This window comes from Cellulosimicrobium arenosum, from assembly GCF_014837295.1.
GTDB classification, from domain to species: domain Bacteria; phylum Actinomycetota; class Actinomycetes; order Actinomycetales; family Cellulomonadaceae; genus Cellulosimicrobium; species Cellulosimicrobium arenosum.
Genome location: NZ_JACYHB010000003.1, coordinates 321,200 through 345,234, shown reverse-complemented (window position 1 = coordinate 345,234; position 24,035 = coordinate 321,200). Strand labels below are relative to the sequence as shown.

Genomic DNA, 24,035 nt, shown 5'->3' with positions numbered 1-24,035 from the left:
TCGGTGCGTCACGTCGCTGCGGCGCGGCGGAGCACGGCGAGGCTCGCGCGGACGTCGTCGTCGGTCGTCGCCCAGCTGCTCACGGAGATGCGCAGCACCGCGCGTCCGTGCCAGCGGGAGCCGGACATCCACGCCGTGCCGTCGGCGAGCACGCGACGCACCACCTCGCGCGTGCGGTCGTCGTCGCCGAACGACGCACAGACCTGCGTGAGGACGACGTCGTGGAGCACCTCGACGCCGTCGATCCCCCGCAGCCCGTCGGCGAACGTGGCCGCGTGCCGGCACATCCCGTCCACGAGATCTGCCACGCCCTCGCGCCCGAGCGCGCGCAGGACCGCCCACACCGGGAACGCGCGTCCCCGGCGCGAGAGCTCGGGGACCTTGTCGAACGGGTCGCCCGCGGTGCTCTGGGGGAGGTAGTCGCCGTGCATGCCCATCGCTGCTCGCAGCGCGACCGGGTCGGCGACGATCGCGAGCCCGCAGTCGTACGGCACGTTGAGCGTCTTGTGGGCGTCGGTCGCCCACGAGTCGGCGCCCTCGTAGCCCGCGACGAGGTGACGGTAGGTGGGCGAGGCGGCGGCGAACAGCCCGAACGCGCCGTCGACGTGCACCCAGGCCCCGTGCCGGTGCGCGATCTCGACGGCGTCGGCGAAGGGGTCGAACGCCCCCGAGTGCAGGTTGCCCGCCTGCAGGACGACGATCGTGGGGCCCGAGGTGTCGTCGAGGGCGGCCTCCAGCGCACCGGCCGAGACCCGGCCCTGGTCGTCGGCGGTCACGACCTCGGGCGCGCCGAGCCCGAGGTAGGACAGCGCGAGGTCCACCGACTCGTGCCGCTCGGCCCCCACGAGCACACGGACGCGCGGCGCCCCGGTCAGCCCGTCGCGTCGCACGTCCCAGCCGGCCCGCCGCAGCACCTCGCCGCGGGCTGCCGCGAGCGCCGTGAAGTTCGCCGTCGTCGCGCCGGTGACGAACCCGACCGCGCTGGTGGGCGGGAGCCCGAGGAGGTCGAGCAGCCACGCGCTCGCCACGTCCTCGGCAGCGGTGTGCGCGGGGGTGAGCGTGCGCAACGCCGAGTTCTGGTCCCACGCGCTCGTCAGCCAGTCCGCCGCGAGCGCCGCGGGATGGCTGCCGCCGATGACCATGCCGTAGAAGCGGCCGGACGGCATCGCGGTCAGGCCCGGCTCGCACGCGGCCGCGAGGAGGTCGACGACGTCGGCGGCCGGCGTCGGACCGTCGGGCAGAGCCGCGCCCAGGGCGAGGACCACGTCGTCGACGCTCGCCTGCGGCGGCACCGGTCGGGTGCGGAGGGACTCGAGCCACTCCGACGCGTGCGCGTGCGCGCTGCGGAGGGCCGCCTCGCGGAGGTCGTCTTCCTGCGGAGATGCGGTCGTCACGGTCGCACGCGGTCGCCGTGGTCGAGCACGGACCTGCTCATCCCCCGATGGTAGGCCGCGGCGGCCTCGCCGGGGCGGTCGCGGGAGTGTCGTCGCGGCGGCCCGTTCGGGTACGTCCGTACTTCTTACCCGCAGGAAACGGCGAGGCAACATCTGATTCTTATCGTCAGAAGGCTTGCGTCCCCCGATGGAAGGCCCACGTTGAGAACGTTCACACTGACCCTGTCCGGCCGCGTCGTCGCGGCCGTCGTCGCCGCGACGCTCCTGTTCGCGGCCCTCCTGGCCACCGTCGCCTACGCGGTCGCCGACTCCCGTGCCACCGCGGCCGCCGCCCGCGCCGCCGGCGCCGAGACGCCGGTCCTCGCCCAGGGCGCCGCCACGGCGACCAACCCGCTCGGCATCACCTCCACGCGATACAGCACCGCGACCGCCACCGCGGTCGACGGCAAGCCCAAGGTCGTGGTCGTCGGCACCGGCGGCACGATCTCCGGCAAGGCCACCGGGCGCGAGACCTTCACCAGCTACCGCTCGGGCAGCTACCTCATGGAGGACATGCTCGACGCGCTGCGCCCCGAGCTCGACGACGTCGCCGACGTCAGCGCCGTGCAGTTCGGCAACGCCGGGTCGTCCGGCTACTCGATCGCCCAGTTCCACGCCTTGACGCTCGAGGTCGAGAAGCAGCTCGAGACCGCGGACGCCGTCGTCGTGACCACCGGTACCGACACCCAGGAGGAGTTCGCGTACTGGCTCGACCTCACCGTGCAGTCGCGCAAGCCCGTCGTGACCTCCGGTTCCATGCGCCCGTGGGGCGCGGGCGACGGGCCCGACACCGACCTCGTGTTCGGCACCGACGCCCCGGCGAACCTGTACAACGCGATCAAGATCGCGGCGTCCCAGCAGACCTACTGCTTCGGCACCGTCCTCATGCTGAACGACGAGATCCAGGCCGCGCGCGAGGTGACCAAGACCAACTCGTACCGCATCGACACGTTCCAGACGCGCGAGTACGGCGTCCTGGGCTGGATCGACGGCGAGAACATCACGCTCGGGCGGGCTCCGGCTCGCGTCCTGGCGTGCGACGGCGAGGAGTGGTTCACGCCGTTCGACCTGTCCGACGTCGCCCCGGCCGACCTGCCGCGCACCGAGATCGTCACGTCCTACCAGCAGGCGGGTGGCGAGTCCATCACGGCGTTCGCCGACGCCGGGGTGAAGGGCATCGTGACGGCCGGCACCGGCGCGGGCGGCATCTCGTCCGCGATGAGCCAGGCACGCTCGGCCGCGATCCGGGACAAGGGCATGTGGTTCGTCTCGACCACACGGACCGGCTCCGGGTCGTCCTACGGCTCGGGCAACGGCATCATCGCCGGCGGCGACCTCACCGCGATCAAGGCCCGGCTCCTGCTGCTCCTGACGCGTGCGTTCACCGACGACCTCGACACCGCGAAGACCTGGTTCGCGTCGTTCGGCTCACCGAGCTTCGACCAGTCGGCGACCGCCGCCGCGGTGGGTGCCGAGCCGGGCGCGACCGCCGTCCTCTTCTCCGGCACCGCGACCCCGGCGTGCAAGGCCGACAAGGCCGAGCTCACGGTGTCGATCACCAACAAGGACACGGTCTCGGTCGACGTGCGCGTCGACAGCCCGGCCGGCGGGTACAAGTTCTCGAAGATCCCCGCCGGCAAGACCGTGAAGCACACGATCCCGACGTCCTCGGCGGACCTCGCCGCCGGCGACGCCAAGCTCACGGCCTACAAGAACGTGGACGGCAAGGGCGTCCAGACCATCTCGACCGCGGCCTACCCGGCCACCACCTGCTGACCCCTCGAGTCCGCCGGTAGCCGGACCCGTGGTCCCCCCTCACGCGCGCGTCGTCGTGGGGAGGGACCACGGGTTCGGCTTCTCCGTTCGCCCGGCGTTCTGGGCCCGTAGGGTCGTCCTCATGTCCGACCACGCGGCCCCGCTGCCCGACGACGCGCGCTGCCCGTGCCTGTCCGGCGACACCTACGGCGCGTGCTGCGGCCGCTACCACTCCGACCGGCTCGTCGAGGGTGGCGCCGGAGCGCCGACCGCGGAGACGCTCATGCGCTCGCGGTACAGCGCCTTCGCCGTCGGGGACGACCGGTACCTGCTCGCGACGTGGCACCCGTCGACCCGCCCGGCCGGGCTGGACCTGGACGACGACGTCGAGTGGCGCCGCCTCGACGTCGTGCGCACCGAGGGCGGTGGCCCGTTCGACGCGACCGGGGTGGTGGAGTTCGTCGCGCACCACCGCGCGCGCTCGGACCGGTCTTCGCGGGGCCGGCTGCACGAGACAAGCCGGTTCGTCCGCGAGGACGCGCGCTGGTACTACGTCGACGGCGACGTCGCGCCGTAGCCGGGCGGCACCAGACCGTGCACCGTCAGCCGCACTCGCGCTCCGGATAGCTCGCCATCACCGTGCCCGACGGCGCCCCACCCGCGCGGGCGACCGACACCGACACATCGCCGGCAGGGATCGAGACCGCCCGGGAGGAGAACGACTGATAGGCGTTCGCGCCGGGCTGCACGCCGGGTGCCGAGTGCTCGCCGAGGTCGGTCCGGATCATCAGGTCGACGGGGATCGTCCCTGTGCTCTCCGCCCGCACGGCGACGACGACCCGCCCGGCCAGGCACCGCGACTGCGCGGTGACCGTGACGAGGTCCGCGATCTCCCCGTCGCCGCCAGGCCCGCCCGGTGCGGCCTCCCACGGCACCCGGCTCACGAACACGTCACCCGCGCCGGCGCCGGACGCCAGGTCCGGCGACCCGTAGGTCAGGCCGCTGAGCAGCGCGAACGACGCACCATCACCACCCGACGGCGAAGCACCGACGGCGAAGAGGTTCGCGTCGTCCCACTCGTCGGCGCCGTCACGCTCGCGCGAGCCGAGCTGCGTGACGGCCCCGGCGGAACCGTCCTTGCCGAGCGGGAGCGTGACGACGTCCACGCCTCCGCGCGCGATGCCCATCGCCCCGTACGTGGTCCCGACGAGCAGGACCTGGTCGTCGACGCCGAGGACGCCCGCGACGCCGCGGTCGTCGGTCGCGGTGCCCGTCTGGGTCGTCCACAGCACGTCGCCCGCGCGGTCGAACGCCCGCGCGACGACGTCGTTGTCCCCGGCCGCCTCGACGCCGAGCGTCCCCCGTGTGTGCCCGATCGCGACGGCCGAGCCGTCGGAGCGCGCGACGAGGCCGCTCACCTGGTCGCTCTCGGAGGTCGCGAGGGCCCGTAGCCACTCCCGCTCGCCGCCCGAGGTGTACCGCGCGACCCAGCCGTCGTTCGCGCCCCTGTGCTCGGTGCCGGGCATACCTGCCCCCGAGACCCCGCCGACGTACACCGCGCCGTCCGGCGCGACGGCGACCGCCAGCGCCTTGTCCTCGCCGGCTCCCCCGAGCTGACGCAGCCACCGGAGCGTGCCGTCGGCCGCCACCCTGCCCAGGACGGCGTCCTTGTCCCCGGCGCTCGGCGTGTCTCCGATCGCACCGCTCGTGTAACCGGCGACGTACGCGCCACCCTCGCCGTCCGACGCGACGGCGTAGAAGCGGTCAGCAGCGGCCGGATCGCCCGTCTGCACGGTCCACGCCCGGTCACCGTCCGCCGTCAGCCCGACGACGTACCCGTCGTCGTGCGTCGTGCCACCGTGCTGACCGTCCAGGTCGCCCCGCGTGTAGCCGGCCGCGATCGTGCCTCCGTCAGGACCTGGTACGACGCCGTACGCGCGGTCGTCGGCCGTGGTCGCCACCGCATGCCGCCAGATCTCGTCGCCGTCCGCGTCCCGCCGCACGACCAGGGTGTCCGTCGCCCCCGCGGGCTCGTACCCCTCCCATGCCGCGGCGAGATTCACCGCGAGGGCGGTGCCGCCGTCGGGCAGCGCGGCGATGCCACCGGCCCGGTCGTCCCCGGCGGACCCGACGAGGTCGGCCTCCCACGGCTCGACCGGCTCGGTCCGCAGCCGCCCCGCTACGTCCACGATCGCCTCGCGGAACGCCGGCTGCCACACCTCCCAGTCGTGCCCGCCGTCGAGGACCCGCAGCTCCGCCGTCACACCCGGTACGCGGCGTGCGGTGTTGTAGAGCCGGGCGGACTCGAAGTCGATGTCGTGCGTCGCGTCCGCCGGGTCGGGGTTGGCCCACTCGTCGTCACCGACGACGATGAAGAGGTGCACGGGCAGAGCGGGGTCGAGGTCCGCGAGCGCTGTCGGGTAGGAGAGCTCCGTGTAGCGGTCGGCGTCGAAGAGCGCATCGCCGACGCCGTAGGCGCCGTGGTCGCGGACCGACGAGTCCGCCGGCGGCTGCGGCACGTAGGCGGCAGGGCTCAGCACGATCCCGGCCGAGAACGTGTCCTGGTGCGCGAGCGTGAACCGCAGGGCGCCGGCGCCGCCCATCGAGTAACCGCCGACGGCTCGCGCCGCCCGGTCCGGGACCGTGCGGTACGTGGCGTCGACGTGCGCCACGAGGTCCTGCGTCAAGGCGGTCTCGACCGGCACCCCCGTGCCCGGCGCGTCGTCCCCGGTGTAGAGCGAGTCGGTGTACCAGCTGCCCCGGTCGTTCCAGGGCGCGTCGGGCATGACGACGACGAGCGGCTGGATGTCGCCCGCCACGATGAGCTCGTCGAGGTCGCCCTTCACCTGCTGCCACGCAGCCTGCGTGTCGCCGCGGCCGTGCAGGAGGTAGACGGTCGGGTACGCGCGGTCCGGCTCGTCGTCGTAGCCGGGCGGGAGGTAGACCGTGTAGTCGATCGGACCGGCGGCCGAGTCGGAGACCTGCCCCGCCTCCAGGCTCCCCTGCTCGGCGGCGAGCGCAGGCTGTGCCAGCGCGGCTCCGGCCACGCCCAGCCCCGCCACGAGGGCGGTGGTGGACACCGCAGCGATCATTCGTCGGGGTCGTGCAGCGGTCATGGCTTCTCCTCGTCGAGAATCTTCGGCTGTCGCGCAATGGTCAGAGGCGGTGGGCGGGCTCGTCCGGGGGCGGCTGACGACGTCGGGCGAGCGCGAGCACGGCGCGTGCGTGCTCGACCATCGCGACGTCGAGGAACGTGCCGTCGGCGAGCGTGACGACCCCTGACCCGGACGCCGCGGCGTCCTCGATCCGGCCCACGACCTCGTGCGCCCGCTCGACCTCGGCGTCCGTCGGGGCGAACGCGGCCACGATGGTGTCGAGCTGCGCGGGGTGGATCGCGGTCCGCCCGCAGAACCCGAGGGCTCGGCCGGCACGGCAGGACGCGGCGAGCCCGTCGAGGTCGCGCACGTTCGTGTAGGCGGACATCACCGGTGACGGCAGCCCCGCGGCCCGGGCCGCGACGACGACGCGGCTGCGGGCCCACAGCAGGCCGGCCTCGTCGTCCACGCGCAGGTCGGAGCGCAGGTCGGCCTCGCCGAGGCCGATCGCTGCGACCTGCCACGAGGCCGTGGCGATCTCGAAGGCGCGCTCGATCCCGAGCGCCGACTCGAGGAGCAGGTGCAGCGCGCGACCCGGCAGCGCGGCGGCGAGCGCCGTCACGTCCGCCGCCGACTCGACCTTCGGTACGCGCACCCCGACGGCGAGGGGCAGCCCGGCGAGCGCCGCGACGTCGGCGGCGTGCCACGGCGTGGCTGGGTGGTTGACCCGGACCTGCACGGCCCGCGGAACGGCGGCGACCTCCGGGTCGGACGGAGCGGAGAGCAGCCGGACCGTCGACGCCCGCGCCTCGTCCTTGTGCGCGGGTGCGACGGCATCCTCGAGGTCGACGATCACCGCGTCCGCCGCCGACGCGAGCGCTCTGACGACCCGGTCCGGCCGGTCCCCCGGCACGTACAGGAGCGTGAGCGGCGGCGCGGTCGTCGCGCTCATACCGCGCCGTCCTCGCGGAGAGCGGCGATGCGCTCGGGTGTGAACCCGAGCTCGCCGAGCACCTCGTCGGTGTCCGCGCCGTGGGCACGGCCGGTGAACCGGATGACACCGTCGTTGTCGGAGAGCCGGAAGAGCGGGCCCTGCATGAGCATCGGGCCGAGATCCGGGTCGTCGATCTCGTGGACGGTGCCCAGGGCGCGGAACTGCGGGTCGTCGACGATGTCCTGCGCGTCGTAGATCGGCGCGACGGCGGCTTGCGCCGCCTCGAACGCGACCACGACCTCCTCGCGCGTGCGCTGCGCGATCCAGCCGCCGACGACGGCGTCGAGCTCGTCGGCGTGCCGGGCCCGCTCGACCCCGCTCGCGAACCACGGCTCGTCGATCAGGTCCGGCCGCCCGACGAGACGCATGACGCGTTCGGCGATGGACTGGGCGGACGTCGAGACCGCGACCCACTGCTCGTCGCTCGTGCGGTAGGTGTTGCGCGGCGCGTTGTTCGACGACCGGTTGCCCGTGCGCGGCTGCGTCGTGCGCAGCTGGTCCCAGCGCGTGATCTGCGGCCCGAGCATCGCGAGGATCGGCTCGATGATCGCCGTGTCGACGACCTGGCCGTGCCCGGTCCGTTCTCGCGTCGACAGAGCGACCATGACGGCGAACGCGGTCGCGAGGGACGCGACGCCGTCGGCGAGGCCGAACGGTGGGAGCGTCGGCGGCCCGTCGGGCTCGCCCGTCATCGCCGCGAACCCGCTCATCGCCTCGGCGAGGGTGCCGAAGCCGGGACGGGTGCGGTACGGGCCGAGCTGACCGAACCCGCTGACGCGCGCGAGCACGAGCCGCGGGTTGCGGGCCGAGAGCTCGTCGTACCCGAGACCCCAGCGCTCGAGCGTCCCTGGCCGGAAGTTCTCGATCACGACGTCGGCGTGCTCGACCAGCCCGAGGAACACCTCGCGCCCGCCGTCGCTGCCGAGGTTCACCGCGACGGTGCGCTTGTTGCGGCCGAGCGTCTTCCACCACAGGTTCGTCCCGTCCCTCGCCGCGCCGTGCGTGCGCGAGGGGTCCGGCTTGGTCGGGTGCTCGACCTTGACCACGTCGGCGCCCATGTCCCCGAGGTGCATGGCCGCCATGGGGCCGGCGAAGAGGGTCGAGGCGTCGACGACGCGCAGACCGGAGAGTGCGCCGACGGACGGGTCGCGGGAGACGGTCATGCCGTCACCTCCCCGCCCGTGGACGACGGGGCGCTGCCCGTCAGGTCCCACGCGCAGCGGAAGCCGACGGTCGCGCCGCGGGCGAGCCCGAGCCCGGGGAGCAGGAGCTTCACGGAGTGGTCGGGCGCGTGCCGACCGCCCTCGACGTACCAGTCCGAACCGTCGGCTCGGTAGTCGCTGCCGCCCTTGAGCATCACGTACCGCGTCCGTCCGTCGGAGTGCTCGCTCTCGGTCCAGCTCCACACCGCGGGCGAACGACGCCGCAGCCCGCCCGACTCTCCGGCGAGCTGCCACTCGTCCTCGGTCGGGAGCCGTCCGCCACGCCACGCGCACCACGCGCGCGCGTCGTCGAGGTCCACGAAGGTCACCGGCTCGTCCTCGGTACCGGTGGCCGGGCGCCCGTCGACCCAGTGCGAGAGGAACCGGTGGGGCTGCCTGGGCGTGTAGCCCGTCGCGTCGAGGAAAGCGGCGAACTCGGCGTTCGACACCTCCGAGGCCGCCACCGCCACGGGCGTCGGGAGCTCGCCGTCCCGCTGGAGGGTCCTGGCGTCGTGCAGGCGCGGCGGGAGCGGCTTCCACTCGTCGACGTAGGGCGCGCCCTGGTACATCCCGGTCTCCCGCGCGCGGTACCGGACCGTCAGCGCGTACGGCCCGGCGGGCACGACGACGGCGCCGGGCTCGGGTTCGAGGTCGGCGGCCACGCTCGGGGGCATCGTCGACGACCTGCTGGCTGGCTGCGCGGGGACGGCGCCCACGGCAGGGACCACGCGCCTCGCGACGCGGTGCGGGAACCGCGCGTCGGCGTCGTGCGGCGCGCGCTCGTCGAGCGAGCCCACCGCGTCGCGAAGGCCCGGCAGCCACACGGGCTCCGGGACGTCGTCGTTCACGTGGAGCAGGACAGCGACACCGCGCGCCGGGACCGTACCGGCGTCACCGGACCGGGCCGCCTCGGTCTGCGGGAGCAGCGGGCCGTCGTAGTCCTGCTCGCCACGGTTGACGAGCGTCCAGAGCGTCACGCCGCCGAGCTCCCAGCGTGACGCGTACACGCCTGCGGTCTCCGCCTCGGGCGAGACGTCGGCGAGCGGCGTCCACTCCCCGTCCAGCAGCAGCGGTCGCGCGGCCCGTTGGACCGTGACGAGCCGTCGCAGGGTCGCGGCGTCGCGTCGCGACCACCCGACCCAGACGCCGAACACGACCTCCCACACCATGACGCCCACGCCGTTGAGCCACGCGGACTGCAGCTCCTCGGAGTGGTCGCGGTGCCAGCGCCGCACGTGGTGCTGCATGTGGCGGCGCTCGTACCAGTGCGCGCGCAGCACGCCGGGCACGGGCGAGTCGGCGAAGAACTGCGCCCACGACGACGAGTGGTCCTCGATGCGCTCGACCGCCAGCTTGGACTCGCCCTCGAGGACGATCCCCGGGCGTGCGGCCTCGAGCCGCTCGACGAGCTCGGGCTCGGCCTTCTTCAGCGTGTCGAGGAAGACGCCGTCGGCGCCGAGGTCGCGCACGAGCGCGGCGAGCTCGGTGAGGTCGTCGCCGCCGCGCCGTGTGCCGACGTCCCACGGGTTGTAGTCGACGAAGACGTGGAGCCCGGCGTCGTGGAACGTGCGGACGAGGTCGGCGATCCCGGGGACGTCACGGTAGAAGTCCCACTGGTTGCGGTCGTCGATCCCGATGACCGGGTACGCGTGCCACAGCACGACGGCGTCGAGGCCGCCGAACCGGTCGCGCGCGTCGGCAAGGAACTTCTCGGGCGTGAACCGGTGCTCGTCGAACGAGTAGAGCAGCTCGTCCCACAGCCACACCTGCGCCACGGTCGAGCAGGCGGCGGCCCACGCGGCCTCCGGCCGCTCGTAGGCAGCGCCGCCGTACCCGTGCCGCCGTCGGGCGTCGTCGCGCCACGCCGCGAGCCGCTCGCGCCAGGCCGGGCGGTCCGCCGGGTCGGACGGGCCGACGAAGATCTTCGCCTCGTCGAGCGCGACGAGCTGCTCCGACGTGAGCGCCCCGTCGAGCGGGACCTGCGTCGGGAGGTCGATGGGTCGCGGGACGAGCGGGTCGAACGTGTAGGTCATGGCGCCTTTCCCTCGGAGAGTGCGACGACCTCCGCCGCGGACGGCACGGCGTCCTGAGCGCCAGGGCGGGTGACGGCGAGCGCACCGGCCGCGGAGGCGAGGCGTGCGGCGTCGGGCAGCGTCGCGCCCCGGGACAGCGCGGCGGCGAGCACGCCGCAGAACGTGTCGCCGGCCCCGGTCGTGTCGACGGCGTCGACACGGACCGGCTGGACACGTACGAGAGCCGGCCCGCAGTCCTGCGTGCCGCGCTCCGCGACGAGACACCCGTCGCCGCCCAGCGTGACGACGACGGCAGGGACGCGCGCGAGCAGCGCACCCGCGAGCATCTCGGCGTCCGCACCCGCGCCAGCGAGGTCCGCGGCCTCGTGCTCGTTGACGACGAGCACGTCGATCTCGGTCCACAGCTCGGCCGGCAGGTCGCGCGACGGCGCGGCGTTCAGGATCATCGGCACGCCCCGCGTGCGTGCCCGCGCCGCGGCGAGGACGACGTCGAGCGGGACCTCGAGCTGCGCGAGCACGGCGTCGGCGGCGGCGATGCGCTCGCGCTGCGCCGCGCCGATCGCGACGTCCGAGTTCGCCCCGGGCGCCACGACGATCGCGTTCTCGCCGTCGGGCGAGACCGTGATGAGCGCGGTGCCGGTCGGGGCCGCGGACCGTGCCACGAGGTCGGTCCGCACCCCGCCCCGCTCGAGCGACGCGAGCAGGAGGTCGGCGGAGTCGTCGTGCCCGACCGCGCCGACGAACGTCGTCTCGGCGCCCCCCGCGCGCGCCGCGCCGACGGCCTGGTTCGCGCCCTTGCCGCCGGGCGAGCGACGCAGGTCGCCCCCGAGGATGGTCTCGCCACCACCGGGGTGGCGCGGCACGTCGACGACGAGGTCGACGTTCGCCGACCCGACGACGACCACTCGGCCCTCGGCCGGACGGGCACCGCTGACTGACGCGTTCTCGTTCATCCCTGTGCCTCCTCGTCGGCCCGCACGCCGGCCAGCGCGACCGTGCGCGCCGTGAGGTCGGCGATCTGCTGCTCGCCGCCCGGCAGTGTCGTCGCGATCCGGCCGTCGACAGGGCTCGTCCATCGCGCACCGATGCCGTCGACGCCCTGCAGTGCGCCCACGACCCCGCCGACCGTCGCTCCCGCCGAGTCGGTGTCCCAGCCGGCGGTGACGGCGATCGAGACGCTCGCGCCGAAGTCGCCGCGACCGGTTCCGCCGCGGCCCGCGGTCAGCGCGTAGGCGATGACCGCGGCGTTGTTCAGCACGTGCACCCAGTGCAGGTCGCCGTACGCGGCGTGGATCCGGTCGAGGCCGACGCGGACGCCCGCCTCGGAGGTGTCGCCGGCGCTACCAGCTTCACGCCCGAGTCGGATCGCCTCGGCGAGCCTGCTGCGTGGCGGCACGACGGTCGAGGCGGCGTCGAGCACCTCCTCGACCGTGTCGCACACCGTGGCCGCCGACGCGAGCGCCGCCGCCCACATGGCCCCGTACAGGCCGTTGCGCGTGTGGCTCAGCCGTGCGTCCGTCCACGCGAGCCGCGCCGCCCCGCGGACGTCGCCCGGAGAGACCCAGCCGAGCACGTCGGTGCGGATGAGCGCCCCGATCCACTCGCGGAACGGGTTGCGGTAGGTGGCGGTCTCCGGCACCGGGCGTGCGTCGAGGACGTTCCGGTACGCGGCACGCTCGGCGGTGAAGACACGTCCTGCGGGCATGGCATCGAGCCAGAGCTGCGCCACGTCGTCCGTCGTGAACCCGCGGCCGTGCCGCTCCAGGAGCGCCAGCGCGAGGATCGGGTAGTTGAGATCGTCGTCCTCCGGCATCCCGTCGATGTTCTCCTCGAGCGAAGTGGGCGCGCTGCGACGGTTCCACGGCCACCGTGCCGCGACGTCGGCGGGCAGGTCGACGGCGGTGAACCAGCGGTCGAGCGGCCAGCGGCCGGTCGCCCGCAGGATCTCCTCGATGCCCTGACGCGGAATCTTCTCCACGGGCTTCCCCAGCAGGCAGCCCGCCGCCCGCCCGGTCCAGGCGCCCTCCACACGAGCGGAGTACGCACGATCCTCTCCGCCGCCAGGGACGTGCCCGACGCCGCCCGGCCGGGCGGGCAGATCTGGCTCGGGCGGCAGAAGACGCACGATCTCCTCCCACGCGTCGGGTTCGTCCGGCGCTGCCGCCGCGGGCAGCAGGTCGAGCTCGTCGAGGAGCTCACGCGCGAGCGCGCGCAGCTCGGCCGTGGCGGGAACCGGACCGGCACCGCTCACCGCCGGCACGGGATCGCCGCCGGCCGCGACCCAGCGCTCGGCCACGACGGCGAGCGCGCGGGCGTCGACACCCTCGGCCGCGGCCTGCACGAGCTCGTGCGCGAGCAGGTCCTCGGGCTGGGCCCAGGTCAGTCTCACGCCGAACCCCCGGTCCGTGCGGCGACAGGAGCGCCGGACGAGGTGCCGTCGAGCGACGCACCACCCAGCACGTCGAGCGAGCGCAGCCGCTCGGCCGCGCGCTCTCGGTCGTCGCGCAGGATGTCCGCGGCAGCGGAGGCCATCAGCCGCCCCGTCTCACGGACGTCCATGCGGCTCGCCGTCTCGATCTCGTCGAGCCACGCGTCCGGCACGACCTCGGTACCGCCGATCCCGGCGCAGACCGCACCGGCCATGACGGCGATCGAGTCGGCGTCGCGTCCATAGTTCACCGCCCCGAGGACCGCTCCGCGGAAGTCGCCGCGATGGCCGAGGACGAAGCCCAGCGCCGCCGGCAGCTCCTCGATCGACTTCGTGCGTGACGGGCGACGCGCGTCCATCGACATCTGGCGGTACGCCGGCCCGACCGAGTCGAACGGCGCGACCGTCTCACGGATCAGGCGTCCGAGAGCCCGCTCTTCCTCGTCGGTCGTGGGCACGGTCGTCCAGCCGTCGAACGCCTCGACCACGGCACCCAGCGCAGCGGCGGTGCCGTCGTGGGCGACGTCGAGGGCGGCGTCCACCACGTCGTCGACGGTCGCTCCGGGTGCGACGGACGCCGCCACCATGGCGGCGAAGACACCCGCGGCCTCGCGTCCGTAGCTCGCCTGGTGCGCCCCCGTGAGGTCGATCGCCTCCGCGTACGCCCCGCGCGGGTCACCCGCGTTGGCAAGCCCCACCGGCGCGACGTACATCGCGGCACCGCAGTTCACGACGTTGCCGACGCCCGCCTCGCGCGGGTCGACGTGCCCGTAGTGCAGGCGCGCGACGATCCACTTCTCCGCGAGGAACACGCGCTGCAGCAGCAGCGCGGTGGACTCGAGCTCCGGGATCCAGCGCGGCTCGCCGATCATGAGCGGGACGAGGTCCTCCGCCATCGCGTACGCGTCGAGGTGCTCACGCCGCTTGGCGTAGACCTCGACGAGCGCGCGCGTCATGAGGGTGTCGTCCGTGATGTGCCCGTCACCCTTGTGGTAGGGCGCGATCGGACGCGCGTCCTGCCAGTTCGGGTACCACGGGGCGACGATGCCGGTCACGCGACCGCCGTGGCGCTCCTCGATCTGCTCGGGCGTCCAGCCCTCGGTCGCGCCTCCCAGCGCGTCCCCCACTGCAGCACCGGTGATCACTGCCACCGCTCGATCGTCCAGCCAGGTCACGTCTCTCACTCCTGTCGTTCTCCGAGCGGCACCAGGGGCCGCTCGGCGCGACCCGTCCGTCGGGCCGCGGGGTACCGGTGCGGGGCCGCCGTGGTCCTCGGCCGCCCCGCACCGTTCGCTGCTACTTGGTGATCTCGTCCCAGCCGTTCTCCAGCTCGGTCGCGAGCTGGTCGGCGTCTGTCTCCTGCGCGAGGAACTTCTGGTACGCGGGCGTGGCCACCGTGTCCTTCCACTGCGCGTACGCGTCGACGAACAGGTACGGGGCCGAGGTGAGGTACTGCCCGGACGAGAGGATCGTCGACCAGCCGTTCTCGTCACCGAGCGACGCGGTCATCTCCTCCTGCGCCGAGGTGGTGGCCGGGATGAGCGCGTCGGCCTCGTTCAGCGCGGCGAGGTTGTCGGTGTCCGTGAAGAAGTCGATGAACTCCGCCGACTCCTCCACGTGCTCGGAGTCGATGTTGACCGACAGCGTCTGAGGGTTCGCGGCCTGCTCGGCTCCGTCAGGACCTGCCAGCGGGGGCAGGACCACCCAGTCGAAGCCTTCCGGTGCGTCCTTCGCGATGTTGGCGGCCTGGTAGGAGCCCTGGACCGTCATGGCCACGTCGCCCGCGTAGAACGACGCGAGGGTCTCGGAACCGGACTGCGTCATCGTGACCGGCAGGATCGTCTCGTCCTCGTAGGCCATCGTGTTGACGAGCTCGGGCAGCGCCATCTCGCCCTCCCCGACCGTCAGGCTCGCGTCGGCGCCCGTGCCCTCGAAGTAGGTCCCGCCGAAGCCCGGTGCCATCGACATGAACGTGGCCGTCGGGCTGGCGAGTCCCCAGCCGAGCCCATACGTGCCACCTGTCGTGGTGGCCTGCGCGATCTCCCGCAGCTCGTCCCAGGACATGGTGTCCCCGGTCGGGACCTCGACACCGGCGTCCTCGAGCTGGGTCTTGTTGGCGAACACCATGTAGGACTGCAGCTCGGTCGGGTAGGCGATGATCTGGTCGTCGACGGTGACCGAGTCGAGGATGCCCTCGGGGATGTCCGCCTTCTTCTCGTCGGGCATGTACTCGGACAGGTCGGCGAGGTAGCCGTCCACCGCGAACGGGACGATGCTCGCCGCCTCGTAGTGGACGATGTCGGGTGCCGCCCCGCCGTTGAACTGGGTGATCAGCTTGTCGTAGACGCCGTCCCAGCCGGTGGGGACGATCTCGACCTGGACGTCGGGGTGGTCCTCGTTCCACTCGGCGACGATCGACTCGGTCGCCTCGATGGCTGCCGGCTGGTCCGACAGCGACTGGAACGTGAGGGTCACGGGGCCGTCGTCGTCTCCGCTGCCCGCGCCGCACGAGGCGACGAGGAGAGTGGTGATCGTGAGGCATGCAGCGATGGACGCGCCACGAGTCTTCATGGGTCTGACCTTTCGATGGTGGTGGGGAAGAGGGTTGGTCGAGCCACGCCGATCAGCCCTTCACGGCGCCGGAGAGGAGCCCGCCGGTGAGCTTCTTCTGCATGATCGAGAAGAAGACGATGCTGGGGATGGCGGCCAGGACGGAACCTGCCGCGAGAGGCCCCAGGGCGACCTTGCCCTCACCGCCGATGAACATCGTCAAGGTGATGGGCAACGTGTAGTTCTCCGGGGACTGGAGCAGGACGAGAGCGAAGAAGAACTCGTTCCACGAGGAGACGAAGCTGAACATCGCGGTCGCGACGACCCCAGGGGCCAGCAGCGGCACGACGATCCTGCGGAGCACGGTGAACCGGGTCGCCCCGTCCATCGACCCGGCCTCCTCGAGGTCGAGGGGGATCGCCGCGACGTAGCCCTGGAGCATCCAGAGCGCGAAGGGCAGCGTGTATGTCGTGTGGACGAGGGTGAGCCCGACGAGGCTGTCCGTGAGGCCGATGGTCCGCAGGATGAGGAACAGCGGGAGGATGACCAGGATCACCGGGAACACCTGGCTCACCAGGATCCAGCCGACTCCGGCGGCACGGATCTTGCCCTTGAGCCTGGCCAGGACGTACGCCGCGGGCAGCGCGATGAGGATGACCAGCGCGGTCGACGCGAGGGCGACGACGAGGCTGTTCCAGGCCGAGTGCACGAGTCCCTGGCGAGCGAGGGACTGCGCGTAGTTCTCCCAGTGCCAGGCCTGGGGGATCAGGCTGACGGTGAGCGAGTTGAGCTCGGCCGACGACTTCACCGAGGCGGAGATGAGCCAGAGCAGCGGGAAGCCGAGGAAGACGATGTAGAGGGCCAGGGCCGCGTACTGGGCCGGGCGGACGAGTGTGCGCATCGGTTCAGCCCTTCTTCTCGTCGCGGAACTGCGAGCGCAGGTAGAGGGTCAGCAGCAGCACGACGACGACGACCAGGACGACGCCCATCGCGGCGGCGTAGCCGATGTTGCGGTTCTTGAAGGCCTCGAGATAGGTGAAGAGCATCGGCAGCATGGTCCGACCGCCCGGTCCGCCCTCGGTGAGGATGTAGACCAGGGAGAACGAGTTGAAGTTCCAGATGAAGTTCAGCGACGTGATCGACGTGATGATCGGCCGCAGGCTGGGGAGCGTGACGGCGCGGAACCGTCGCCACGCGCCGGCGCCGTCCATGGCCGCGGCCTCGTGCAGCTCGCCCGGGATCTGCTGGAGACCGGCAAGCAGGGTGACCGTGGTCTGCGGCATGCCGATCCAGACGCCGACGACGATCACCGCGGGCAGGGCGGTCGAGAAGTCCGCGAGCCAGTTGGTGTCGTCAGGCAGCCCGAGGGCACCGAGGAATGCGTTCAGCGGCCCCGCGTTCGGCGAGTAGATCATCTTCCACATGATCGCCACGACGACGGGTGGCATGGCCCACGGGATGAGGGCGAGGACACGCGTGAGTCCCTGCAGTCGCAGGCCCGAGTTGAGCAGGAGCGCCAGGCCCATCCCGGCGGCGAGCTGGAGCAGGGTCACGGAGACCGCCCAGATCATGCCGATGCGGAACGAGTCCCAGAAGAAGCTGTTGTCGGCGAGCCGCACGAAGTTGTCGACGCCCACGAAGTCGTAGTCGGGGTTCCGCACGAGGCGCGCGTCGGTGAAGGCCAGGGCGACGCCCATCACGAGGGGCGCGACGCTCAGCACGAGGATCGGCAGGAGCGAGGGCATCACGAGACCGATCGCCTCGCGGCGCTTGGCCCGCTCCATCCCCCCGAGGCGGGGCATGGGGCTCCTCCCCTTCTTCGGTGCCGGCGGCTGCACGCTCGTAGCCAGCGTCGGTGTCGTCATCGTGCACCTCCCGTTCCCTCGACCGCGGCGGTCGACTCACGCACGCGGAGCGACGGTCCGACGAGCGACTGCGCGGCGCCCGGTTCGGCACCGTCCATGAGGTCCAGGACGATCTGGGCGGCAACCCGACCTCGTTGTGCCGATCCGAGCGAGACGCTGGTGATGCTGGGCTCGAAGAACTGCCCGAACTCGGTGTCGTCCATCCCCGTCACGGCCACGTCGCCCGGCACGGTCAGCCCGAGCTCGCGCACGGCGCGGATCGCTCCGATCGCGAGCAGGTCGTTGGCGGCGACGATCGCGTCCAGTCGCGTCCCGTCGGCGGGGACGCGCGCCAGGAGGGTGCGCGCCGCCGCCGTGCCGGCGGCCACCGTGAAGTCCTCGGCGACCTCGGCGTCGGCCCTGTCACCGTCGAACGCGGCGGCCGTGGCGTCGTCGAAACCACGCTGGCGCGCCTCGCCGGGGGTGGTGTCGAGCGGGCCGTTGAGGAACCCGATCCGGCGCCGCCCGGTCTCGAGCAGGTGGGCCACGGCGGAGCCGATCCCTCCGGCGGAATCGGTCGAGACCGAGTCGATCCCGTACGCCGCGAGCGAGCGGCCGATCACGACGACCGGGACCGGGGAGTCCTGGATCGCTCGAACCAGCTCGTCGTCGGTCCGCAGCGGGCTCACGACGAGCGCGTCGACGAATCCGCTGCTCAGGCTGCGCACCAGGTCGGCCGTCGAGCGCGGCGTGTCCCCCGTCGTCATGACGACGACCCGGTACCCGTGGGGGTCCAGCACCTCGTGGATCGCGGCCATCATCTCGACGTAGACAGGGTTGCCGATGTCGGCCACCGCGAACGCGACCTGGAAGGTCTTCTTCATGCGGAGCGAACGCCCGATGACGTCCGGGCTGTAGCCGAGCTCGGTCGCTGCCGCGCGGACGCGCTCGACCATCGCGGCACTTGCTCCGCTTCCGTGCAGCGCGCGCGAGGTCGACGCGAGAGAGACCCCTGCCCGCTCGGCCACCTGGTTCAGCGTGGCGCGTGATGACGTCACTGTCGCTCCACCTCGTCGTCGGTTCGGAAACGTTTCCAAGACGTCGTCGACGATCAACTGGAAACGTTTCCGATTTCTGGACACTCTGGCACCGCGCGATGCGTCCGTCAAGTCACACCTCGCCGGGAGCGCGTGGCCGGTGGTGTCGGACCCCGACCGACCACGCGCAACCGACCTAGTCGCAGCTCACCGCCGCGAGCTCCACCTCGACCGGCTCCCCTCCGGGGACCACCGCCGAGACCGTACCTGTCGGGACGGACGCCGCCCGAGCGCTGAACGACTGGTATGCCGACGCACCCGGCTCCACCGACTCGACCACGTGCGTGCCGAACTCGGTCCGCAGCGCCACGTCGACCGGCTCGTCACCGTCGTTGACGGCGCGCACGGCGACGTACGCGGTGCCCGCGAGACAGCGTGCCTCCGCCTCGACGCTCAACGCGCCGGGCTCGCCGAGGAGCACGTCGAGGTCGAACGCCTCGCTCATCGCCCGGTGACCGGCATCGTTGAGGTGCAGGCCCTCGCCGAGGTCGTAGCGGCGGTCGATGCGCCGCGGTGCGTCCGCGTCCCGCACGGCCGCGTCCAGGTCCACCACGGCGTCGAACGCGCCGCTCGACCGGATCCACTCGTTGGCCTCCTGTCGGACCGCCTCGCCGGCCTCCGTGAAGTTGCGCGACCCTCCGTAGGGCGTGAGCGTCGCCCCGACGACCCGCACCCCGCGCGCGTGCGCCTCTTCGACATACTCCTCGTACCCGGCGACGAGATCGTCCGCGCTCACCGGGTCCTCCCCCTGCTGCCCCTGGATGATGTCGTTGATCCCGATGAGCAGCACGGCCGTCGACGCGTCGTCGAGGTCACGGTCCAGCCGTGAGATCGCACCCGGGAGCGACGCGGGGTCGCTCTCCGAGCCGGCGGCGTCGCGCAGGAGCCGCCCGGCGGACATGCCGCGGTTGACCACCGACGCGGCTCCCGACTGCTCGACGAGGAACCTGTCGCCGAGCTGGTCCGGCCAGGTCTTCTCCGCCCCGAGGGACGTGCCGAGCCCGTCCGTGAGCGAGTCGCCCACGGCCACGACCGTCGGCGTCGGGTCTGCCCGCACGACGTCGATCCCCGAGAGGAACATCCACGACGTCGTCGCGGGCAGGAACCCGTCGCCGCCGGCGTCGTCGGCGTGGTCGCCCGGAGCGACGAACCCGGTCTCACGCGCGAGGTTGTGCGTGGTCGCCGGTCCGGTCGCGCCGGACGTGTAGGCGGACACGGCCAGCTCCGCACGATCGCCGACCGGGAGGTCGACGACGTCCGAGACCGCCTCCTCCCCCGGCGGGATGGTGATGGTCCGCCCGGAGTCGAAGGTCACCGGCACCAGCGTGTCCTGGTCGACGAGCGGCCCGTCGGACCGCTCGCCGACCGACACCTTGTCGAACGTGACGGGCTCGGTGCCGAACTCGTTCGACAGTCGCACCCGCACGCCGCACCCACCGACGTCGGCCCGGGCGACCATGCGGATCGTCTCGTCCGCGAACCCCTGCTGCGCGACCTCGTTCGCGTCGCGCGGGGCGGCAGGCGCCGAGCGCCACGTGGGGACGGGCTCGCCGTCCGCCGTCGAGCACTGCGCCGACGGCGGGTCGGCGCGCAGCAGGTACTCGTCCGCCGACGCGACGAGCGCAGCGACGGGTGCCGTGACGCCCGCGGCGTCGGGACCCGCGGCGAGCTCGTCCCGCAGCTGCGCGACACGTTCCCGCGCCGCCGCATCGTCGCCCGCCGCCAGCGACGCACGCGCGTCGCCGGTGGCCGCCACCACCTGGTCGCCGAGATCCTGCGGGAGGTCGCCGGTCGCGACCCACCGGGACGACTCGTCGGCGACCAGGTCGAGCAGCACGTCGCGCTGGTCCCGTGCGACGCGGTAGACCTGCACGTCGTCGACGGTCCCCCGCAGGTAGCTCGACCCGTCGGGGCTGCGCCCGATGGTGTCGGGCTGGCTCGGGGTCCCGAGGTCGTAGGCGTCGGCACCGAAGACGGCCTGCGGGTCCGAGGACGCCGAGACCTCGACGCCGTCGACGTAGAGGCGGACGAGGTCCTTCTCGAAGTCGGCGACGGCGGTCACCTGGTGCCACTCGCCCGCGTGGATGCTCGGCGTGTCGAACCGGAGCTTGCGGTAGGAGTCGCCGCTCTCGCTCCGTGCGGCCACCGCGATCCGCGCGCGGGCGTTCGCGTTCTCGAACGTGACCTCGAACCCGGCCCTGCCCCCGTCGATCCGAGACCCGAAGATGCGCTGGGCACCGCTGTCCAAGGAGTCCGGACGCACCCACGCCGACGCGGTGATCCCCGGCGCGTCCGCGAGGAACGGGGCGACGGTGTGGCTGAGGTCCACGTAGTCGTTGAAGGCGTCGAGCCGGAGCCCCGTGCCGGTGTGCCCCTCGACCCACGTGGCACCGTCGACGACGCCGTGGTTGCCGTTGCCGGAGCCGTCCTGGGCGACATGGCCCTCCCCCTCGTCGAACGACCAGCTGCCGACGAGGTCGGCGGGGTCGTCGGACGGGGTGCCCCAGCGGTCGTCCGGACGATCTCCGCCGTTCCAGGGCTGGAGGTAGAGCACGCCGTCCTCGGCGCCCAGCAGCAGGTCGTCGGGCCCCTCACCGTCCCAGTTCACGAGCGCGGGCGACGTGGTGTGACCCGCCAGGGTCCCGTTCGAGATGTCCCCGGCGAGGCGGAAGAGCCAGGGCTCGTCGTCGTCGCCGACGTTCTCCAGGAGCTGGGCGTTGGTGCCGTTGATGATGAGGTCCGTACGCCCGTCGCCGGTCCAGTCGCCCATCGCGATCTTGCGCCGGCCCGACGCCCCGTCCTCGCTCTGGTTCATCCGGATCGGGCCCTCGGGTGCGTCGACCGCGTCGCCGCGACCCTCCTCGAACACCGACGAGCCCTCCTCGCCGATGAAGATCCGCTCACCCGGTCTCAGCGCGAGGCCGTCGTCGGTCTCGACGCGCTCGTAGAACGCGAGGTACCCCTCGTGGTCGGTCATGACGAGGTCGGTCAGACCGTCGCCGTCGATGTCCCGCACCACCGGTGTGGTCCGCCACTGCACGACGAGCTCGTCGCCCTGCGGGTCCCACCAGTTCCACGCCGGCTTCGGCGTCGCACCGTCCCACTGCACCGTGACCGGCTGCGCCGCGGCGAGCTCGGGCTCGGTCCTCGTGCCGACGTTCTCGTACCAGACGACGCGGCCCCAGATGTCGTTGACGATCACGTCGGGCAGTCCGTCGCCGTTCCAGTCGGCCGCGGTGGGTGACGTGTAGCCCCACTTCTCCTCGGCGGGCCCCTGGACGGAGCCGTTCGGACCGGCCTGGTGGTGGATCACGGTGCCGTCCGCCTCCAGGCGCACGGGTGCGGCCCAGCTCGGCGTCGCGTCGTCCCCGCCGAGGTTCTCGACGTAGCTGACGAACCCGGCCGAGTCCCCGACCAGGAGGTCCTGGCGGCCGTCGCCGTTCCAGTCGACGCCGCTCGGCGTCGAGAGCGCCCCGACCTTGACGTGCGTCGCCTCCTGCTGGAAGTAGACCGGGGGCTCGAACACGGGCGCCCCGTCGTCCAGGTCGCCGGTGTTCTCGACGAGCGACACGCGACCGTCCTCCTCGCCGATCACGAGATCGGTGTCGCCGTCGCCGTCCCAGTCGATCGCCGAGACCACGATCATCTCGAGCTCGAGCGCGAGCGTGCCGCCGTCGGTGAGCTGCACCGGCTTCCCGGCCGCGTACTGCGGGTCGGCCCGCGTCCCGACGTTCTCGAAGAACGTGGGCTCGTCCCGGAACTCGCCCGTGACGAGGTCGAGGTCGCCGTCACCGGTGAAGTCGGCGACGACCGGGCTCGGCGTCCCGTAGACGTCGACGGCGTCCCCGGCGGCCTCGATCTTCACCGGGTCCTCGTAGCGCGGGACGTCCGTCGTGCCGGCATTGCGCAGGAGGTAGACGTACCCGTGCAGGGGCCCGTTGGTCCAGTTCCCCTCGTCGTCGAAGGCGGCGTCCCAGCCGTACTCGCTCCAGTCGCCGACGCCGACGACGACGTCGAGCGCGCCGTCGTCGTCGTAGTCGACCATGTACCACTGGTCGCCGCGCAGCCGCCCGTCCGGCAGGTCCGGCTCGTGCACGGTCCCGTCGAAACCGATCGCCTCTCCGGCGAGGAAGCCGGTCTCCGCGACGTCGGGGTAGACCCGGTTCGGCGTCGTCACGACCGGCTCACCGTCGACGTACGAGATGTGGCTGTCGGCACGACCCGCACTGAGACGATCCGGCGCCTCGAACAGCGGTTCCTCGTTCGTACCGACGTTGCGGTACGACCACAGCCCGTTCGAGGGCTTGCCCGTGGAGTTGACCAGGAGGTCGTTCACCCCGTCCCCGTCGATGTCCATCGGCAGCGGCGCGCCCCACAGGCCGGGGGCCAGGTCCACCGTCAGACCGGGGTTGTCGTAGTCGAGGGGCGCCAACGGCGGTGAGGGCTCCGGCAGGTCCGGTGTCGGCGAGTCCTGTGCTGCCGGCGTCGGGCCGGCCAGGTCGGTGTGCCCGGACCGCCCCGCCGGGTCGGCCGATGCGGGTGCCGCCAGAGGGGCGGCGAGGACGCCTGCGAGCAGCAGGGCGAGTGAGGTGCGGCTGGTGCGGTGATTCGTACGGCTCGTGCGGTCAGACATGCGGACTCCTTGCTCGTCGTCGAGTGAGTCGTCGGCTCGGGACCTTCCGGGTCATCGGTGGGCGGCGACCACCTCCGTGATCCGGGTGCGCGTCGCGGCATCGACGGCCGGCAAGGACATGCGCGACGCCCAGGGCGCACCGTCCCGTGCGGCCATCGCGGCCTTCAGCCTCGGAACGGTCGGCCCGACCAGGGGGACGATCTCCTGGACCGTGCGCTGCAGGGAATCCGCCGCCGGGTCCTCGGCGTCGAGAGCGCGCGCGAGCGCGGCGAAGGTCTGCGGGAACGCGCTCGACACACCGGAGACGACGCCGGTGCCACCGGCCGCCAGGACGGCGGGCAAGGTCGCGTCGTCTCCCGAGTAGAGCTCCTGGCCGGGCTGCAGCACGGCCGCGTACTCGCTCAGCCGCGCCGCGGCACCGCCCGACAGCTTGACCCCGACCATCCCCGGCAGCGCGAGGACCCGGGCGAGGACGGCGGGCGAGACCTCGGACCCCGTCCGCTCCGGGAAGAGGTAGGCGTAGACGTCCGCCTGCGGGTGGGCCTCGGTGAGCGCACGGAAGAAGTCGACGACGCCGTCGTCGTCCGTCGGCAGGTAGTACGGCGTGAGCAGCGCGAACCGGGAGATGCCCAGCTCCGCCGTCGCGGCGGCGAGCCGCAGGACCTGGTGCGCGCTGCCGTGCCCGAGGTGCGCGATCACACGGTCGGTGCCGAGCACGCGCGCGGCGCGGCGGAACAGCTCGACGCGTTCGGCGTCGTCGAGCGCGGGGAACTCCCCGGTCGTGCCCGCGACCAGGGCACCACCGACGTGGGCGGAGATCGCGACGAGCGACTTCTCGAACGTCTCGGGGTCCAGCGTCCCGTCCGTGGTGAACGGGACGGGGACGGCGCTGACGATGCGTGCGGTCATGGAGGGTCCTTCCGGAGTGGCGCCCGGGTCTCGCCGGGTGCGGTCGTGTGCGGTCGTGTCGG

16 protein-coding genes are annotated in these 24,035 nt (G+C 72.8%); 2 read left to right on the top strand and 14 right to left on the bottom strand.

Going from position 1 to position 24,035, the window contains the following annotated elements:
* Positions 1–8: 8 nt before the first annotated feature.
* Complete coding sequence (locus IF651_RS06050) at positions 9–1,394, bottom strand: pyridoxal phosphate-dependent decarboxylase family protein (RefSeq protein ID WP_338403801.1); 1,386 nt, start codon at positions 1,392–1,394, stop codon at positions 9–11.
* Positions 1,395–1,595: 201 nt separating this feature from the next.
* Here IF651_RS06050 and IF651_RS06045 point away from each other — a divergent pair, with 201 nt between their 5' ends.
* Both IF651_RS06045 and IF651_RS06040 read left to right on the top strand, forming a co-directional pair.
* Complete coding sequence (locus IF651_RS06045) at positions 1,596–3,209, top strand: asparaginase (protein WP_241744141.1); 1,614 nt, start codon at positions 1,596–1,598, stop codon at positions 3,207–3,209.
* A 121-nt stretch (positions 3,210–3,330) separates the two neighbouring features.
* On the top strand, positions 3,331–3,765 hold the full coding sequence (locus tag IF651_RS06040; RefSeq protein ID WP_191828184.1) for a YchJ family protein: 435 nt from the start codon (positions 3,331–3,333) through the stop codon (positions 3,763–3,765).
* A 25-nt stretch (positions 3,766–3,790) separates the two neighbouring features.
* Here the strand turns inward: IF651_RS06040 and IF651_RS06035 are convergent, their stop codons facing one another.
* The 13 genes from IF651_RS06035 to IF651_RS05975 all read right to left on the bottom strand — a co-directional run bounded on the left by IF651_RS06035 (position 3,791) and on the right by IF651_RS05975 (position 23,973).
* Positions 3,791–6,268, bottom strand: coding sequence for an alpha/beta hydrolase-fold protein (locus IF651_RS06035; protein WP_206715172.1), 2,478 nt, complete (start codon positions 6,266–6,268; stop codon positions 3,791–3,793).
* A 76-nt stretch (positions 6,269–6,344) separates the two neighbouring features.
* Positions 6,345–7,235, bottom strand: coding sequence for an HpcH/HpaI aldolase/citrate lyase family protein (locus tag IF651_RS06030; RefSeq protein ID WP_191828183.1), 891 nt, complete (start codon positions 7,233–7,235; stop codon positions 6,345–6,347).
* Positions 7,232–8,440: a CaiB/BaiF CoA transferase family protein gene (locus IF651_RS06025; RefSeq protein WP_191828182.1), complete on the bottom strand. Its 1,209-nt coding sequence runs from the start codon at positions 8,438–8,440 to the stop codon at positions 7,232–7,234. The genes IF651_RS06030 and IF651_RS06025 overlap by 4 nt, the downstream gene beginning before the upstream one ends.
* Complete coding sequence (locus IF651_RS06020) at positions 8,437–10,512, bottom strand: SUMF1/EgtB/PvdO family nonheme iron enzyme (RefSeq protein ID WP_191828181.1); 2,076 nt, start codon at positions 10,510–10,512, stop codon at positions 8,437–8,439. Before IF651_RS06020 ends, IF651_RS06025 begins: the two co-directional genes overlap by 4 nt.
* Positions 10,509–11,465, bottom strand: coding sequence for a ribokinase (locus IF651_RS06015; protein WP_191828180.1), 957 nt, complete (start codon positions 11,463–11,465; stop codon positions 10,509–10,511). The genes IF651_RS06020 and IF651_RS06015 overlap by 4 nt, the downstream gene beginning before the upstream one ends.
* A complete protein-coding gene (locus IF651_RS06010; RefSeq protein ID WP_191828179.1) occupies positions 11,462–12,901 on the bottom strand; it encodes an ADP-ribosylglycohydrolase family protein in 1,440 nt (479 codons plus the stop codon). The genes IF651_RS06015 and IF651_RS06010 overlap by 4 nt, the downstream gene beginning before the upstream one ends.
* Positions 12,898–14,091 carry an ADP-ribosylglycohydrolase family protein gene (locus IF651_RS06005; RefSeq protein WP_338403800.1) on the bottom strand — a complete coding sequence of 398 codons (1,194 nt, stop codon included), beginning with the start codon at positions 14,089–14,091 and terminating at the stop codon, positions 12,898–12,900. The genes IF651_RS06010 and IF651_RS06005 overlap by 4 nt, the downstream gene beginning before the upstream one ends.
* Positions 14,092–14,236: 145 nt before the next feature.
* Positions 14,237–15,511, bottom strand: a complete 1,275-nt coding sequence (locus IF651_RS06000; RefSeq protein WP_191828177.1) for an ABC transporter substrate-binding protein — start codon at positions 15,509–15,511, stop codon at positions 14,237–14,239.
* Between the two features lie 52 nt (positions 15,512–15,563).
* Positions 15,564–16,391 carry a carbohydrate ABC transporter permease gene (locus IF651_RS05995; protein WP_191828176.1) on the bottom strand — a complete coding sequence of 276 codons (828 nt, stop codon included), beginning with the start codon at positions 16,389–16,391 and terminating at the stop codon, positions 15,564–15,566.
* A 4-nt stretch (positions 16,392–16,395) separates the two neighbouring features.
* Positions 16,396–17,292 (bottom strand): carbohydrate ABC transporter permease, encoded by an 897-nt coding sequence (locus tag IF651_RS05990; protein ID WP_191828175.1) that lies wholly within the window; start codon positions 17,290–17,292, stop codon positions 16,396–16,398.
* A gap of 59 nt (positions 17,293–17,351) precedes the next feature.
* Positions 17,352–18,392, bottom strand: coding sequence for a substrate-binding domain-containing protein (locus IF651_RS05985; RefSeq protein WP_191828174.1), 1,041 nt, complete (start codon positions 18,390–18,392; stop codon positions 17,352–17,354).
* A gap of 175 nt (positions 18,393–18,567) precedes the next feature.
* The gene (locus IF651_RS17395) at positions 18,568–23,064 is read right to left on the bottom strand and encodes a GDSL-type esterase/lipase family protein (RefSeq protein WP_206715170.1); all 4,497 of its coding nucleotides are present in this window, start codon (positions 23,062–23,064) and stop codon (positions 18,568–18,570) included.
* A gap of 51 nt (positions 23,065–23,115) precedes the next feature.
* Complete coding sequence (locus IF651_RS05975) at positions 23,116–23,973, bottom strand: dihydrodipicolinate synthase family protein (RefSeq protein WP_191828172.1); 858 nt, start codon at positions 23,971–23,973, stop codon at positions 23,116–23,118.
* Between the last annotated feature and the right edge of the window lie 62 nt (positions 23,974–24,035).